Source organism: Blautia marasmi (genome assembly GCF_900258535.1).
GTDB lineage: Bacteria > Bacillota > Clostridia > Lachnospirales > Lachnospiraceae > Blautia > Blautia hominis.
This window is the reverse complement of sequence record NZ_OIWX01000001.1, coordinates 4587188-4602651: the sequence shown is the minus strand read 5'-3', so window position 1 is coordinate 4602651 and position 15464 is coordinate 4587188. Positions and strand designations below refer to the sequence as shown.

The window sequence follows — 15464 nt, the reverse complement described above, 5'->3', positions numbered from 1 at the left end:
GTTAATTGCCCTCCTTACGTTTCTCTTCCAGATATGCCACTACCTTCTCCGGTGTGATGGGATAGCTTGCAAAACAGCTTCCCAGCGCATAGTTGATGGCATTTGCCACTGCCGGCCCAGGCGCCACCGCTGCGATCTCACCCAGGCTTTTCCCTCCGTATGGGCCATCCGGTTCCCCGTCCTCCACAAAGATGGAACGCACCCTTGGCATATCCGGTGCATTGATGATGTGATACTTGGAGAAGTTTTTGGTCTTCACCCTTCCCTTCGCATCATAGGAAATCTCTTCAAATAATGCCTGCCCAAGGCTCATCTGGGCACCGCCTTCTACCTGGCCTTCAGAGAGTGTCCGGTTCATGACCTGGCCCACATCGTGAACACAGAGCAGGTCCAGCACTTCTGTCTGTCCCGTGTATTTATCCACTTTCACCTCAGCAAAGGCACAGCAGTAGGAACCCGGATTGGACGGCGGCACATATTCCAGCTCTGTGTGCATGTAGCGGCAGCACTGCCTCTCATAATCAAGAGCAATCTGCTTATAGGGCTTTTCCTCCTCCTCACAGTAGAGGATACCGTCATCGGCCTTTATGTTCTCCTTCTTCCAGTGATACATCTGTACACATGCATTTTTCAGTTTGTCCAGAAGCTGTTCCCCAGCCTTCTGCACCGCACGCCCGCATACATAAGTCACCCGGCTCGCCTGTGTTCCGGCTGCGTCATAGGGAGTGACAAACGTATCTGCCTCATGCACTTTGATGCGGTACACATCCGTGTGCAGTGCCTCTGCTGCGATCTGCTGCATGGTCATGACCGTTCCGCAGCCCTGGTCGTGAATTCCTATCTGTACTTCCACAGCCCCATCCGGATGAAGGGACATGATCACATTTGTAAATTCCGGATATGCTCCTTTATAGCCGTTTCCATGGGCACCGCAGGCCATGCCTACTCCGTAAGCATAGCGTTTTGTATCCTTCTCGTGAATATGTTCTCTCTTTTCCTTCCAGGAAAATGCCTCCATGCCTTTTCTGATACATTCCTCTAGCCTCACATTTCCCAGATTCGTTCCCCCTGTAGGGTCCTCATCCATGGGATGTGCAAAATTTTTCAGGCGGAACTCACAGGGGTCCATTCCAATAGCATTGGCTGTCTGGTCCAGATTCACCTCTGTGACAGCGTGGGCCTGGGGAGAACCGTATCCCCGGCAGGCACCGCCGGAAATAGTATTGGTATAGTAAGTCCGCACATGACAAGTCTGATTCTCGATCCGGTACATACGGAACAATTTCTTACAGTATGCCATTGCCACTGAAGCGGCATTGGTATAATAAGCGCCGCCGTCAATATCTGTATCAATCCTGCGGCCCCTGATGATACCGTCTCTGGTAACTGCAGTTTTTACACAGGTTTCGGACGCATTTCTGCTTCTGGTTCCCATGACTGCGTCCTGTCTGTCCATATACAGCATGACCGGACGTCTCAGGATCCATGTGGCAAATGCGCAGGCCGGCTCCACCACAGTCTGGCCTTTTCCTCCGAAAGAACCGCCCATCACAGCCTTGATGACCCGCACCTTGGAATAAGGGATCCCCAGCAGATGGCTGATGTGGTATCTGACCTGATATACGGTCTGGCAGGGTGTCCAGAGCACCAGATTCCCGTTCTCGTCGATTTCACTCAGTGCAATATGGGGTTCAATGGCGCTGTGATGGATTTTCTGGGTACTGCCCTCCGTGCGGACAATGACCAGTTCCTCCGGCTCTTTCCCGTCCCCGGTAAGTGCCCCGTAATCCCCGCAGCTCACTTCTTTTTCAAAAGCCAGCATGCCGTCTGTTTCTCTGGCAGCAGCAAGACCTATGATGGGAGCTGCTTCGTCATAATCAATCTCCACAAGGCTGACCGCCTCATCCACGGCCTCCTTGGATTCCCCGACTACAAGCGCCAGATGATCACCCACATACCGGGCCTTCTCGCTTAAAATATACTGGTCCATAGGGGCATCCAGACAGGCTGACCAGTTATGAGGGTTATAGGTTATTTTTGGAACATTGGCGTGGGTAAAAACCGCCCGGATACCGGGCACCTGCTTTGCCTTTTCCGTATGGACCGTAATATCAGCATTTGCCTTCTCACTCAGAACCAGCCTGGCGTAAAGCATGCCGGCGATCTGCCTGTCACAGGTATACTGCGTCTTTCCTCTGGCCTTGTCGTACACATCCTCCCGGATGTAGTTCTTTCCTACATATTTTAGATCACGTTTCTTTTCTTCCGTCATCTGCCCGCCTCCTCTTCTGCCCTGCGAAGGTCATCCAGAATCTGGTCAATGACCCCGAAAGCGGCTGATTTTTTATAGTGCTTTGAGGGCCTGCCGGGGATGTTTTCCTCAATCTGCGCATACACGGCGTCCCGCACTTTTTCCTCATCACAGCCGGAAAGCATACAGCCTTCCAGGCACTCCTCTATCAGACGGGCACGGCTTGCTTTTGCGCCGACTGCCCCCAGGTATACTACAGGATGTATCATACACCCTTCTTTGATCTCTGTGCAGATACAGCCATTGATCTTTGATATGGTAACTGCTTTTCTGGCACCTACTTTCGCAAAACCTGACAGAGCCTTTTGTTTCCTAACCACAAACTTCAGGATAACTTCTCTCTCTCCAAGGCTGGTCTTCTCCAGGCCTTCCACAAAATCATCGATCAGACGTCTTGTCACTGTCCCGCTCTCATCCAGGATCTCCGCTTCTGCGCCGTAAGCCAGGAGCACCGGCGTAGTGTCTGAACTCTGGGACGCGTTGGCTATATTCCCCCCCAGGGTTGCCCGGTTCCGGATCTGAGTGGAACCTACCATGGAAGCGGCTTTTGCAAGAGCCGGTATCCATGTTCTGATAACAGGACTTTGCTCCAGCTCCGTCATGGTGACGCCTGCGCCGATGACAACCATATCCTCTGTCTCTGTAATCTGTGACAATTCCGGCAGATGCGTCAGGTCTATCAAAGAATAATGAAAATTTTTCTCTTTTCTCAAATGGATGACAAGATCTGTCCCCCCTGCACAGAGATAAGTGTTTTCGTCTTTTTCTCTCAGGGCACAAGCCAGCTCATCCAAATTATATGGTATGCGGAAACTCACTCGATCTCCCCCTCTCCCACGGCATTGACTGCCTTCACGATTTTCTCATATCCTGTACAGCGGCACAAGTTTCCTTCGATCGCTCTCTTTATCTCCTCCACTGTGGGGTGGGGATTTTCATAGAGCAGAGCCTTACAGGACAATATCATACCCGGTGTGCAGAATCCACACTGAATAGCCCCCATCCGGATAAACGCCTTCTGCAGCGCATCCAGCTCGCCGTTTTTCTCCAGTCCCTCAATGGTGGTGATCTCCCGGTCCATGACCTGTCCCGCAAAAACCGTACAACTTGTCACAGCTTTTTTATCCAGCAGTACCGTACAGGCACCGCACTCACCTTCACTGCAGCCCTCTTTGACACCTGTCAGTCCGCAGTCCTCACGCAGAAAATCGAGCAGACGTTTTGTCGGCTCTGTCTCCTTCTCCACCTGTTCTCCGTTAATCATACATCTGAGCAGCATTCTATTCACCCTCTCCTGCTTTTTTCTTTTATCTATAACATTTCTTTGGTAACAGTTCAGACAAGCTGTACCGTTACGCATCCAGCCATTAAAAATCGCTTCGCCATGGACTGGATAAAGCTGGCACTACTTTTTTATACGGTCAGCACAGTAAATGCGCAGACCTGTCTGAACTGTTACCTTCTTTGTGCGTTTTTTTGTCTGTCCTTTGTCTGATGAGACTATTGTATATCATTTCCGTTGAAAAACCGTTGAAATTCTTCTGGTTTTTTGTCTAATTTCCAAGAATCTCTTGACGGAAAACGTTTTTTCTTAAATAATGGGTAACAGACAGGAGGATTTACTTATGGAACTGACAAACAGTTACCTGGAGGAAGGATTTCCTTTCCGGGGACGGAAACGAAAGAAAATGGAGGAGTTTCTGGAAAAAAACGGCCTGACCTATGACGCAGAGATTGTCTATTCTGTCCTTCTGTGCAGAGAGGACGGAGAGATCATAGGCTGTGGTTCCAGACATGAAAATATCTTAAAATGTATTGCAGTAGACGCATCTTATCAGGGGGAAGGGCTACTGCCTAGAATTGTCACACAGCTTGTCAAGCAGGCTTATAGCTGCGGCATCTCCCACCTGTTTTTATTTACGAAACCGGAATATCAGGTCATATTTGGTGATATGGGCTTTTATCCCATAACCGGGACGGATTCCATGCTCCTGCTGGAGAACCGGAAGGACGGCATTTCTCTTTATCTGGAGGAGGAACTGGCCCGCTGCCCTGTGGTGCAGGGCAAAGAGGCAGGGGCCATTGTCATGAACGCCAATCCCTTTACCTTTGGACATCGGTATCTGACGGAAACGGCTGCAAAGGCATGTGCATTGCTGCATGTCTTTGTGCTCTCCGCCGACGCCTCAGAATTTCCTGCTGATGTCAGGCTCCGTCTCGTTAGGGAGGGCTGTCAGGACCTTAAAAATGTGATCGTCCACGGCAGTTCCGAATATCTCATATCCCATGCCACCTTTCCCGATTACTTCCTGAAGGATAAGGCCGGGGCATCGGACAAGGCTGCAGAATTGGATCTGAAAATTTTCGGCGACTATTTTCGGAAGGCCTTTCATATTACAAAGCGTTTTGTCGGTGAGGAGCCGTTTTCCCCGGTGACCAGGGCATATAATGAACAGATGAAGCAAACCCTTCCCGCCTATGGCATCGAAGTGGTGGAGATACCCCGGAAGACATCCGGGGATACGGTCATCAGCGCAACCCTTGTGCGGGAAAAGTTTCTGGCAGGGGATATGGAAGCTGTGCGCCCCCTGGTGCCTGATACGACTTATCGCTATCTGGTATCAGATGCGGGAACTGCACTTAGAAAACAACTATTGGAGAGACAGTCATGAACCATACAGATTTATGCACAGGCACTGCCATCACCCTGCAGCAAGTGCTGGATGCCAGGGAACAGCGGGCAGCCATACAAAATGAAATGTTGAGCGATTTAGAGGGGGACGGAACTGCGCTTATCAGCTTCACCCTGAATATTGTAGGCCCAGTCAAAGTCTTTCCCTATACGATCCTGGCTTACGAAGCAGGCCTTGCGGCCATCCGGGAATGCCTTATGTGGCTGGAAGCAGATATCACAGGCTTCCGGGAAGTCCGGGAGAACACAGGGTATGAGGCTTTCTTTTCCATAAAAAAGGAACCGGGAATTGCGCATATCTGTAAAGGATATCTCACGGAACTGGAGGAGACACATCCTGTGGGACGTCTGTTTGACATTGATGTGCTTCAGTCTGACGGCATTAAGGTGTCCAGGGAAGCCCTGGGTCATGCGGGGCGAACCTGTCTTCTCTGTGATAAGCCGGCTTTTCTGTGCGGACGCTCCCGCACGCATACGGCACAGGAACTGGTGGAACGGGAAACTGTTCTTATCAGGGATTTTTTTGCGGAGCGTTTTTCCGTCCATGTGGGACTGCTGATGCAGAAGGCACTTTTTTATGAAGTAAACACAACTTTGAAACCGGGCCTGGTGGACCTTGTACATAATGGGGCTCACACAGATATGGACCGGTATACCTTCCGGGACAGTGCCTATGCACTTACTTCCTATTTTATTGAGACAGCCCGCCGGGGTATGGAGTTTGCGCTGGATGGGGGAAGTCAGGATGAACTGCCGGAACTGTTTGCCTCCGTCCGCCCGCTTGGCATGGCTGCGGAAACCGCTATGAGACAGGCAACAGGAGGGGTCAATACTCATAAAGGCATGATCTTCTCAGGCGGGATTCTCTGCTGTGCCCTGGGATATGATATGGCCTCCCGGGGCTTTTGGGGGACCTGCCGTCTGAACGGATGTACGAAATATACAGATCCTGCGGAGGCATTCCAAGACTTGGAAACCACTGTCAAGCATATGCTGGTCCATCTTCTGGATGATTATGAGATGCTCCGTACATCCGGGCCGTCCAAAGATGTGAGTCACGGGGAGCGCCTGTATATGCGATATGGCATTACCGGAATCCGCGGGGAGGCTCACCTTGGTTTTCCTACACTTTTTCACATGGGATATCCTCTTTTTAAGCAGGTGCTGGCCCATGGTCATTCCATGAATGAAGCGGGGTGTATCGTGCTTCTGCACTACATGGCAGATACAGAGGATTCCAATCTGATCACCCGTTCCGGCTATGATACGGCGGGCAAGATACAAGCAGAACTGAAACGATTTCTGGAATGTGCTTCTTATGAGGAACAGCTCGCCGTAATCCCAAAACTGGATGCATATTTTGTACAGGAACGTATCAGCCCCGGAGGAAGTGCGGATATGCTGGCGCTCACTTATTTTTTGTATTTTATTGGGATTCTGCCTTGCAGATGGGATTAGAGGGGCTGTTTAAAAAAAGTTGTGATGAGGTAAGCATAGAAAGGATACCGATATGGAATTTGTTATTAGAAAAGCCGGGTATGAAGATATTCCCGGTATCATGGCAGTGATGAAGGATGCTCAAAAAGCGATGGAGCACCCGGAATGGTTTTGTTCTGATCGTGAAGAGTATATGAAAAAGCATATTGAGACATATGGCTTTACGATCGTGGCAGAGCCTGTTTCAGGTAGTTCTCTTGCAGGTAATTCTCTTACAGGTAGTTCTCTTGCAGGTAGTTCTCTTGCAGGTTTTTTTCTTATAAAATTTCCGGGGCTTTCGGAGGAAAATCTGGGACATTTACTGAATTATTCAGAGGAAGAATTGCAGAGAACTGTCCATATGGATATGGCGGTTGTGCATCCATCCTGGCAGGGAAACGGCCTTCAGTCCCGTATGCTCCGTAAGGCGGAAGAAGTGCTTGCTGATTCCCCTGTTCCGAGGAACCGGCTTCTTGCGACTGTACATCCTGACAACCGCTATAGCCTGCATAATATGCAAAGTAACGGCTATGAGATCGTAAAGACCGCTGTTCTCTACGGTGGTCTGCCCAGGTATGTGCTCCAGAAAATATTAAAAGATCATTTTTAATCGGGTTTGTTATAATTTATCACTTTCTCCGCAAACTATATGCATGGAGGTGATAACTATGGAGAATGATTATCAGGTAGCTTCAATCTCAGAGGACTGTGTTTCTGAGATCAATGAACTTCAGAATAAGTTAAATAAAGAAACCGATAAGGATATTGTGCTTGTCGCTTATCAGTCTAAGACAGACGATTAGCTTTGTTGTGTCAGAAGGGGCCTGTGCCCCTTCTGGTCATGACTTTATTTCTTTTCCCATCTGGGAATCTGCTGAGATCAGACGGCTGCGCCCTTCTGTCTTCACCAAATTTTCCAGCTCCTTCAGAGCATCTTTCCCTATCCACTTCTGGGATTTACTTCCATTTTCCAATAATTCATAAGCCAGCAGTACAGACTTTTCCTGATAGTCGAAATCTCTTTTTCCGATCTCTCTTAACGCCCACGATACTGATTTTTTTACGTGTTCTCTCTCATCATCGGAGTTCATCCGGATAAGCGCAAGGTAATGATCCAGAGTATGGTTTTCCAGACTCTTTTCATGGATCGCTGCAGAGGCCGTGAGAGTGAAAGCAGCCCGTTTGGTGTAGGTCGCTTCCGAGTCACACCACTTTTCTATGAGTTCTTCATACCCTTTCATCTTGATGAGCAGATTCTTACACAGATGGTCGCACAAATCCCAGGAGATGACATCGTACATAAGTGTCTCTGCCTCCTGCAGTGTAAGCTTCTTTTTATCCATGACCAGTACCGCAAGGAGTCTTGCCTCATGGTATCCCGTGTTCCACAATTCATAGGCCAGGGAATTGTCCCTGCCCGCTTTTTTTGCAAGCTTCCTGACATCTGCCGTAGACACACCGATACTGCATGTTTCGGGAATTCCGAGTTTTACTACATTAGCTTTGTATTTTTCTGAACTTAGTGCTTTTAATTCTGACAGGATTTCATTACTTGTCAAAGTATTTCCCCCTTTATATAGATATCATCTTGTAACTGTTTAGCACCCTTATGATCACATCTCAATGATGGCAGGCTGCCACCGGAATCACTGCAGGCTGCCCACCGGAATCACTGCCGCCGGCCTCACCGGATGTTCCTGCAGAAACTTTTCCATCCACACCACATCAAGCCACTGTCCGTTTTTATATCCGCATTTTGTAAAATGTCCTACCGTCCGGTATCCCATTTTTTCATGGAATCCGATACTTTCCGGATTTGGATATGTAATGCAGGCATTGGCATTGGTTATGTTCTGTTTCCTGAGAATATCTTCCAGCGCTGTGTAGAGCCGACGGCCTACGCCTTTTCCTCTGGCATTTTCCTTCAGATAAACGGTGGTCTCCACCGCCCAGTCATAAGCGGGCCTTCCCTTAAAAGGGGATGCATATGCATAGCCAATTATCTCACCATCCTGTTCTGCTGCAAGGTATGGATATTTTTTCAAAGTTTCTGTCATTCTTCCTGCAAATTCTTTCGCGGAAGGCACCTGATATTCAAACGTGATACAGGTATTTTTTACATATGGTGTATAGATTTCCAATAAAATCTCAGCATCCTCCGGCTCTGCCATTCTTATGTGCAGGCCATTTCTCGTCTCATTCACAAGCTTTCTCTCCCTTTTATAATCAAATGTGGTGTGTGATCTTTTAAATAGTCTGCCAGCTCCTTTGAATCTTGCACTTGCTGTTCCAGTACAATGCCGCCAAAACCAAGGTTATCCATAGTATGGATCGGCCTTCCTCAATATGATTTCGTTTTCAGAACCATGGGACATCATACTCTTCAATCTTCCCCTCTTCCGCATTCACAGAGTAACCGGCCGCAGTGTCTGATTTTTCATTATACTTTTTATACATGACAAATAGTAAAGATTCCCCGTCATCTGACACTCTGTCGTATACCACAGTCACCTCATACGGAATATCATTTTTATTTGCATAAGCAGCCGTATCCCCGCCCAAAATGGCGTAAAAGTTTCCCTTCGCATTATATGTTTTTTCCGATGTTGTGAATTGTTTTGAAAGCTCATTCTCATACAAATAGTCGTAAGCCTCCTCCACACGATTGGCATAGTTTTTGTTTTCTTCTTCCGTATCCTGCGTTATCTGGTCCATCCTATCATTCTCCTCTAGGGAGTACAGTAACGCATTGTAAGTCTCCTCCAGGGTCTCTTCTACATTCTCAGCATCTGTATAGTAATCTCCTCCCCTTTCCTCATTCGCAGACTGTTTCTTGCCGCTAAAGTTGAGACTGCATACACTTTTGCTCCCTTTTATCTCGATTTGTACCTGCAGAGTACCGGGGAATTTTTCAAAAATGGGATCTTCTATGGCATCGAAAATCATTTTTGCCGCCTCTTTTGAAACCTGTTTAAGTTCCGCTTCACTCTTCATAATGAGATGGTTTTCACTCCACTCTGTGCGAAATCCCTCTGCCTCATATGTCTCTTTAAAATAATACGTTTCAATGTTTTCTATAAAATCATCTGCGACTTCGCTGCCCGAAACAGTAGGATATCTGAGGATATGAACTGCTGCCATAGGATATTTTTCCGTCATATATGCCCCGGATCTTTTCTCAAACTGCATGTTATATTTCTCCTCCAGCAGCTTGATATCCCTCTCCTCGTCCCACTCAAATTGTTTCCTTCCAAAAAAAGATATCTTGTCCCAGTATGTATAATCTGACGAATCTCCGCCTGACGGTTCTTCCACACAGAGCATACCGGAACCAATATCATGCTCCTCAGGAGATTTGAGCAGAAAGTAAACAAATCCCGCTAAAAATACGATCACTGCCAAAACAGCATAGATAACCGTCAATACCACAGCCACCACTTTATACTTTATCCTGGTCAGATAATATCCGATCAGGAGGGCGGGGAAGAGAAAGGCCAAAGCCCATAGAAGAGCCTGCACCCACATTCTGAATTCAACCCCAATTCCCCGCAGAATAAATTTAGCAAGGCCGAATCCCATTAAACTCCCCAAATAAATGATCCAGGGAAGCGCATATTTTGTCTTACGTTCCATGTTTTCTCCTTGTTTCCATCCACGCACGGTAATTTCACAGAGTACGACCACATTTGCAATCGCTCACGCCCCCAAAAATACCGTTTCCAGCGTCCCATACTTTATACCGTTTTGGATTCTGACGGCATATTCATGGCATAAGCTGTCAAAATACGGAACCCACTCCTGTCTGCCTGATCTTTCAGCCAGGATCCGTAATAGTGTTTTCAGTTTTCCCTCCGTTTTTTGCAGGTTATCACCTGAAAAATACTGTTCTGCCGCCTCTATATCCTGATCAGAAAGTGAAAGCTCCATAAGCCGCCTGTCAGCAATCATACATCCAAATGCGGTGACAAGCACCATCTCACTTAGGTTTCCCATATATGAGGTGCCTGTTCTGCTCTGCACCTGCTTCAAAAGGCGTGTCACTGCCTGTTCCGGAAAACATTCCAAAAGTCCTTTCTCCACTACTATATCACATAAATATTGATAAATGATATCAATTCCGCACATTTCCCCACGAAAATTCACAGTTGGATAGTCCAGTGTCAGCAAATGGTCCTGTGGTCGGAATCTGGCATCATAGGCAATAAAGAACGCGGGCATTCCTTCCAGCAGGGTCCCCCTGTAATTACTGCAGCCGTAATCGCAGAAATCTCCAGTCAGATCATTATAGATTTCTTTTGCCTTATGGACTTTCTCCACCACCCTGTCATAACCGATCTTATATGCATCCTCCGCCTTCACCGCATGTTCTGACCGCAATGCGCCGGCAGTGATATTTTCATATTCCCGTACGCAATACAGCACAGCCTCCATGAGCATTTGAGCGGTTTCATACGTCACAGAACTGCTCTCTTTGGAGGTGTATTTATCTGCAAGCCATGCCGTCAAAGGCAGTAATTCTTCCAACGGGTATTCCATATATATTCCCCTTCCTGTCATATCTGTCCTTTACTCCTACTCCCAAAAAAGTTCCTTCAAAACAGACCGGTAAAGCTCCGGGTCCCAGCGCTCCTCCTCGCTGAGTTCTTCATAAGCATCCGCACCACCGGTTTTTATAAATCCCAGATTTCTTTCTCGAACAGCCCTTGAAAAACGTTCCAGGCAGGTATTTTCCAGATAATCCAAATCTCCAAAACATACAGATTCATACTGCTGTCTCATAAATGTCATCAGTTCATCATCTGTCAGCTTGTCCTGAGATTCATTTTTAAAGCGGTAAAAAATATCCTGCAGTCTTGTTAATGTGGCAAGATACGTGTCCTGGCTAATATACTGAGAATCACAGAAGCTGTAGATGATCTTATCCAATATTCCTCTGCCAAATTCCACCCTTCCATACTTTTTCAGGCTGTTATTCCTGCTTACGATCAGCTCTTTTGCCTCCTGTTCGGAAAGGGCAAGCCCAAATTTCTCCGTCCTCTGATTGTAGGCGTCCAGCATTGTCAGTTCATCCTTCTGCCGCTTCTTAGTGAGCATCTCAAAAATCTGTTTTTCCATGGCAATTCCTCCTGTTTTTCCTGAGGCCGACTTTCCCTGTGCAGGATTGCCGGGCTTATGCAGCACTGTACTGTTATCTGCAGCTGCCCCTGGCTGATGACAGCTTCTTACGGGGCAGACAGCATTACGCTTTACAGGCCGGCCTGTAAATGGTAACGCTCATTATAACCCTGCCGAGATATCAATACAAGCCTTGAAAAAACCCGGTTTTTGTGGTAATATAATGATGAAAAAGGAAGCAGAAAATTGATCTGCTTCCTTTTTGTTCTGCCACTCTATTCTTTCGCTTTCAGTGCTTCCACCATATTAATATGGGGGATTTTCCTGGACACAGCAAGACTGATGAGCCAGGACAGTACCAGAGTTCCGGCGGCACTGAAGAGCCAGGATATTCCTCTTATATATATTGGCACATCCATGGAATCCGGAATCGTGGACAGCATATACACCAAAAGTCCGTATCCTGCCGGAAGTCCCAGAAGTATGCCCGCAGCAGAAAGCCATACATTTTGCTCAATCATAACATTCTGGATTTTCCTATCTCCAAACCCGAGAACCTTCATGGTGGCAAATTCACGGTATCGTTCCAAATAAGAAAGTACGCCCAAATTATAGAGCATGACACCGCCCAGAATCACAGCCCCTAAAACCAGCAGCGCGATCATCATGATCATACCTTCCATCATGGAATCTATCCCCTTTGTCAATTCACCCTGATGAGAAATACTGCATTCTTTCTCATATCCTCCGAATCCCTTTTGCGGCTCCACTCCGATGATAGCCGCAGGTGCATAAGTTCCCCCGCTTTTTTCAAAGGCTTTTCTCATGATTACAATCCCCTGGCTGAGTGGTGTACGGATAATTGCCTCAATTTTTGACTCCATCCATTCCCCATCTCCCGACGGTTTCCACGTAATGGAATCCCCCTTTTTTACACCCAGGCTGTCGGCTGTTTTCTTTGATAAGGCTATTCCCTCATCAATCCGGGTAAAGGTATCCAGGCTGTCGGCCAGTTTTATGTATCTTGTACTTTCCGGCACGGTAAGTCCGACTTCTTTCTCTTTTTTCCCATTCTGAATGACTGCCATGCCCTCCATCAGATATTCCCCGTCTGTGCGTAAAAGCAGCTCTTTCTGTCCCTCCTCATCCGGCAGATCTGTAATCTTACATTTATAATCCTGCTGTTTTGTAAAAGTCCAGTCCGACAGATTCCGAAACGTATCATACAGCGAAAACGCGCAGAACAAAAGTGCTGTACATCCTAAAATACCGCATAATGTCATAAAGCTGCGCAGACGGTTCCGCTCCACATCCCTCAGGTTCCAGCGGCTGGAAAAAGGAAGATGCCTGCAGATCTTCGGTAAATGGGCAGTCCTTTTCACATTTTCTTCTCCGTAAAGGCACTCCGATGCATTCTCCTTCAGATATTTTCTGCATATGACAAAGCTGACTGCCACACAAAAAAGTGTGCAAAACACAGGAAGCAGCAAATAAACAGAAGGTAGATAACCGCTCCAATGGGGAAGCACATACACGGTCTTCATAAACGGATAGATAATTTCCGGCATCAATCTGTATCCAAGGACACAGCCTGTAAATGCACCGCAAAAGCATATAATCCCACTGTGGGACAGGTAATGAAAAAGCAGTTTTGTTCTGCCGAATCCAAGTGCTTTTAAGATTCCGATCTGAGTTCTCTGGTTTTTCAGCATCCTGTGCATTGTGGTCATAACGATCATCACGGCAATCAATAAAAATGCGGAAGAGAAGGCAGAACCAATGGTTTTATGCTGTTTGATCTCATCCTGTACCATAGAAACCGTTGGATGATCTTTTGCCTGTATTACTGTCAGATCCGGCTTTGCAAGGATTTCCCGAATTTGTTTTCTGCTCTCTTTCTCCCGTGTTTTAACGGCTATCTGATTAACGGAAAACAGGTTTTCGTCCGGCAGTATTTTAGGACTTGCCCACACAAATCCGTAAATGCTGTGGTCAGGCATCATATCACCATCTCGGACGCCGTAAATATATTCCGGGCTGTCTGCCAGTCCCAGCACATACCCGGTAATCTCCATCTTCTGATAAGTAAGATGCAGTTCGTCCCCCACCCAGATATGATTTTCTTCCGCAAAAGAGGCGTCCAGCCAAACACCCTTTCTGCTGCTGTCAAAGGGGATCCCTTCCCTTATATACAGTTTGGATATGTTATTTGTTTCTGCAAAATAACAGTCCAGTACAATATCATCCCCGCCTTTTAGACCCATAGGAACTGCCATCCTGCCTTCTGCTTCATCCACTCCGGAGTCTTGCCTTAATGCGCTTAATTCCTCCTGTGAAAATGCTGTATCAAACCCCCAGGCATCTGCCAGATTTTGTGACTGTATATAGTCATCAAAGTGTTTTTTCATGCCTCCCCATTCACCTGTAATGCCGGAATAGAGAAAACATCCAAAAAACATCATGAGAAAGACAGCCGCAAACTGCACCTTGTTTTTCCCAATATCCCGCAGCATTTTTCTTACCAGCATCACCATTCCACCTCTTTCATACTGCATGGGTCCGCATTGCACTGAATCTCTTTTATCTCTCCGCTTCTGACATGTATGACTCTGTCTGCAGCCCTGGCAATATTTGCGTTGTGGGTAACCAAAAGTACCGTTTTCCCCTCGTCCCTGCTCAGTTTCTGAAGTTCCAGCAAAACCATACACCCCGTCTCTGCATCCAGTGCACCAGTGGGTTCATCACAGAGAAGGATATCCGGATTTTTTGCGATGGCTCTTGCGATGGATACCCGCTGCTGCTCCCCGCCGGAGAGCTGTTCCGGAAACTTTCTTTCATGTCCGCTAAGTCCAACTTTCTGAAGTGCTTCACTGGCTCCAAGTGCATCTTTTTTCAGCTCCCGCATGAGCTCTACATTTTCCTTTACTGTCAAGGTTGGGATCAAATTATAAAACTGAAAGACAAACCCCACTCTTTTGGCCCTGTATTTTGAAAGTTCTTTTTCGGACAGTTTGGCGATATCTTCCCCTGCAACCAGTATCTCCCCTTCGTCTGCCCGGTCTATGCCCCCAAGCAGATTGAGCATGGTAGATTTCCCCGCACCGCTGGCGCCCAGTATGACCACAAATTCCCCCTCTTCTATGCCAAAAGAGACATTTTTCAAGGCGTAATTTTGTTGTTGTCCTGCCTTATAATATCTGCTCACATTTTTCAGCTCTACTATTTTCATTCTTCCTCTTTTCTGTTACTCATAACGCCTGCACACAATACTTTAAAAACCTTGATAAATTCTTTTTTAGACTCCTCTGTACCCTTGTGTTCTGATAATACGTGGCGCACGCAGGCGATAAATGTGTTCATAATGATATCCACATAAGCGGAATCATCGTCATCCATCCCCAGATGCCATGCCAGGTGCTGCTTAAATTTGTGTATGGCATCATCCCTGATCTTCACAAAATGTGTTGTTCTGAGGTCAAATAATATCACCAGCCTTTCATCCAGAAGACACTGCATCTCATGATAATCCATCAGATTATCCAAATCCCCCAGAAGTTCCTGCATTTCTGCCATTGTATACAGATCATCCTGCAGTTTCACATGGTCGTCTATCATTTTCTTGACCTTTTCAACAGGTTCCCGCAGAAGCTCTTCCAGAATGGCTTCTTTATTTTCATAATAATGATATATATTTCCCAGGGTTGTGTTGGCTTTTTTTGCAATTGTGCGCATGGAAGCACCCTCATACCCGTGAATGAGAAATTCCTTCTGCGCAGCCTCCAATATGGTCTTTCTGATTTCGTCTTTTTTAGTCTGCACGCCCTGTCACCTCCTGCGAATATGATATCCGTTTTTTAGTGCGGTTACAAG

The 15464-nt window shown here is 47.0% G+C and carries 15 protein-coding genes; 4 read left to right on the top strand and 11 right to left on the bottom strand.

Annotated elements, in window-relative coordinates:
- Window position 1 precedes the first annotated feature (1 nt).
- From C6P39_RS20130 to C6P39_RS20120, 3 genes are read right to left on the bottom strand one after another with little or no spacing between them, the layout of a single operon-like run.
- A complete protein-coding gene (locus tag C6P39_RS20130; protein WP_104804964.1) occupies window positions 2-2272 on the bottom strand; it encodes a xanthine dehydrogenase family protein molybdopterin-binding subunit in 2271 nt (756 codons plus the stop codon).
- Window positions 2269-3129, bottom strand: a complete 861-nt coding sequence (locus C6P39_RS20125) for an FAD binding domain-containing protein (RefSeq protein ID WP_095175146.1) — start codon at window positions 3127-3129, stop codon at window positions 2269-2271. Before C6P39_RS20125 ends, C6P39_RS20130 begins: the two co-directional genes overlap by 4 nt.
- Entirely contained in the window at window positions 3126-3590 is a 465-nt protein-coding gene (locus C6P39_RS20120) for a (2Fe-2S)-binding protein (protein WP_095175145.1), read from the bottom strand. The genes C6P39_RS20125 and C6P39_RS20120 overlap by 4 nt, the downstream gene beginning before the upstream one ends.
- Before the next feature lie 346 nt (window positions 3591-3936).
- On the opposite strand from C6P39_RS20120, the gene citC reads away from it, so the two are divergent.
- From citC to C6P39_RS28210, 4 genes are read left to right on the top strand one after another with little or no spacing between them, the layout of a single operon-like run.
- Window positions 3937-4983 carry a [citrate (pro-3S)-lyase] ligase gene (citC, locus tag C6P39_RS20115; protein ID WP_104804963.1) on the top strand — a complete coding sequence of 349 codons (1047 nt, stop codon included), beginning with the start codon at window positions 3937-3939 and terminating at the stop codon, window positions 4981-4983.
- Entirely contained in the window at window positions 4980-6461 is a 1482-nt protein-coding gene (gene citX / locus C6P39_RS20110) for a citrate lyase holo-[acyl-carrier protein] synthase (protein WP_104804962.1), read from the top strand. Before citC ends, citX begins: the two co-directional genes overlap by 4 nt.
- 52 nt (window positions 6462-6513) lie before the next feature.
- A complete protein-coding gene (locus C6P39_RS20105) occupies window positions 6514-7089 on the top strand; it encodes a GNAT family N-acetyltransferase (RefSeq protein WP_104804961.1) in 576 nt (191 codons plus the stop codon).
- A 58-nt stretch (window positions 7090-7147) separates the two neighbouring features.
- The gene (locus C6P39_RS28210; RefSeq protein WP_278277982.1) at window positions 7148-7282 is read left to right on the top strand and encodes a hypothetical protein; all 135 of its coding nucleotides are present in this window, start codon (window positions 7148-7150) and stop codon (window positions 7280-7282) included.
- A gap of 36 nt (window positions 7283-7318) precedes the next feature.
- On the opposite strand, the gene C6P39_RS20100 is transcribed toward C6P39_RS28210, so the two are convergent.
- From C6P39_RS20100 to C6P39_RS20065, 8 genes are all read right to left on the bottom strand, one after another.
- Window positions 7319-8038: a DNA alkylation repair protein gene (locus tag C6P39_RS20100; RefSeq protein WP_104804960.1), complete on the bottom strand. Its 720-nt coding sequence runs from the start codon at window positions 8036-8038 to the stop codon at window positions 7319-7321.
- 87 nt (window positions 8039-8125) lie between these two features.
- A complete protein-coding gene (locus C6P39_RS20095; RefSeq protein WP_207657175.1) occupies window positions 8126-8650 on the bottom strand; it encodes a GNAT family N-acetyltransferase in 525 nt (174 codons plus the stop codon).
- A 187-nt stretch (window positions 8651-8837) separates the two neighbouring features.
- Window positions 8838-10112: a hypothetical protein gene (locus tag C6P39_RS20090; RefSeq protein ID WP_104804958.1), complete on the bottom strand. Its 1275-nt coding sequence runs from the start codon at window positions 10110-10112 to the stop codon at window positions 8838-8840.
- A gap of 63 nt (window positions 10113-10175) precedes the next feature.
- Window positions 10176-11015 (bottom strand): DUF6179 domain-containing protein, encoded by an 840-nt coding sequence (locus tag C6P39_RS20085; protein ID WP_104805999.1) that lies wholly within the window; start codon window positions 11013-11015, stop codon window positions 10176-10178.
- Between the two features lie 36 nt (window positions 11016-11051).
- Window positions 11052-11594: a DUF6323 family protein gene (locus tag C6P39_RS20080; RefSeq protein ID WP_104804957.1), complete on the bottom strand. Its 543-nt coding sequence runs from the start codon at window positions 11592-11594 to the stop codon at window positions 11052-11054.
- 275 nt (window positions 11595-11869) lie between these two features.
- A complete protein-coding gene (locus C6P39_RS20075) occupies window positions 11870-14122 on the bottom strand; it encodes an ABC transporter permease (RefSeq protein WP_242987088.1) in 2253 nt (750 codons plus the stop codon).
- Window positions 14122-14823, bottom strand: coding sequence for an ABC transporter ATP-binding protein (locus C6P39_RS20070; protein WP_095175136.1), 702 nt, complete (start codon window positions 14821-14823; stop codon window positions 14122-14124). The genes C6P39_RS20075 and C6P39_RS20070 overlap by 1 nt, the downstream gene beginning before the upstream one ends.
- On the bottom strand, window positions 14820-15413 hold the full coding sequence (locus C6P39_RS20065) for a TetR/AcrR family transcriptional regulator (RefSeq protein ID WP_095175135.1): 594 nt from the start codon (window positions 15411-15413) through the stop codon (window positions 14820-14822). Before C6P39_RS20065 ends, C6P39_RS20070 begins: the two co-directional genes overlap by 4 nt.
- Between the last annotated feature and the right edge of the window lie 51 nt (window positions 15414-15464).

Excerpts from the sequence above, each read along its gene's own strand:
- citC (WP_104804963.1), top strand. The coding sequence starts at position 3,937 with ATGGAACTGACAAACAGTTACCTGGAGGAAGGATTTCCTTTCCGGGGA.
- C6P39_RS28210 (WP_278277982.1), top strand. The coding sequence starts at position 7,148 with ATGGAGAATGATTATCAGGTAGCTTCAATCTCAGAGGACTGTGTTTCT.
- citX (WP_104804962.1), top strand. The coding sequence starts at position 4,980 with ATGAACCATACAGATTTATGCACAGGCACTGCCATCACCCTGCAGCAA.
- C6P39_RS20075 (WP_242987088.1), bottom strand. The coding sequence starts at position 14,122 with ATGCTGGTAAGAAAAATGCTGCGGGATATTGGGAAAAACAAGGTGCAG.
- C6P39_RS20105 (WP_104804961.1), top strand. The coding sequence starts at position 6,514 with ATGGAATTTGTTATTAGAAAAGCCGGGTATGAAGATATTCCCGGTATC.
- C6P39_RS20130 (WP_104804964.1), bottom strand. The coding sequence starts at position 2,272 with ATGACGGAAGAAAAGAAACGTGATCTAAAATATGTAGGAAAGAACTAC.
- C6P39_RS20070 (WP_095175136.1), bottom strand. The coding sequence starts at position 14,823 with ATGAAAATAGTAGAGCTGAAAAATGTGAGCAGATATTATAAGGCAGGA.
- C6P39_RS20120 (WP_095175145.1), bottom strand. The coding sequence starts at position 3,590 with ATGCTGCTCAGATGTATGATTAACGGAGAACAGGTGGAGAAGGAGACA.
- C6P39_RS20095 (WP_207657175.1), bottom strand. The coding sequence starts at position 8,650 with ATGGCAGAGCCGGAGGATGCTGAGATTTTATTGGAAATCTATACACCA.
- C6P39_RS20080 (WP_104804957.1), bottom strand. The coding sequence starts at position 11,594 with ATGGAAAAACAGATTTTTGAGATGCTCACTAAGAAGCGGCAGAAGGAT.
- C6P39_RS20085 (WP_104805999.1), bottom strand. The coding sequence starts at position 11,015 with ATGGAATACCCGTTGGAAGAATTACTGCCTTTGACGGCATGGCTTGCA.
- C6P39_RS20090 (WP_104804958.1), bottom strand. The coding sequence starts at position 10,112 with ATGGAACGTAAGACAAAATATGCGCTTCCCTGGATCATTTATTTGGGG.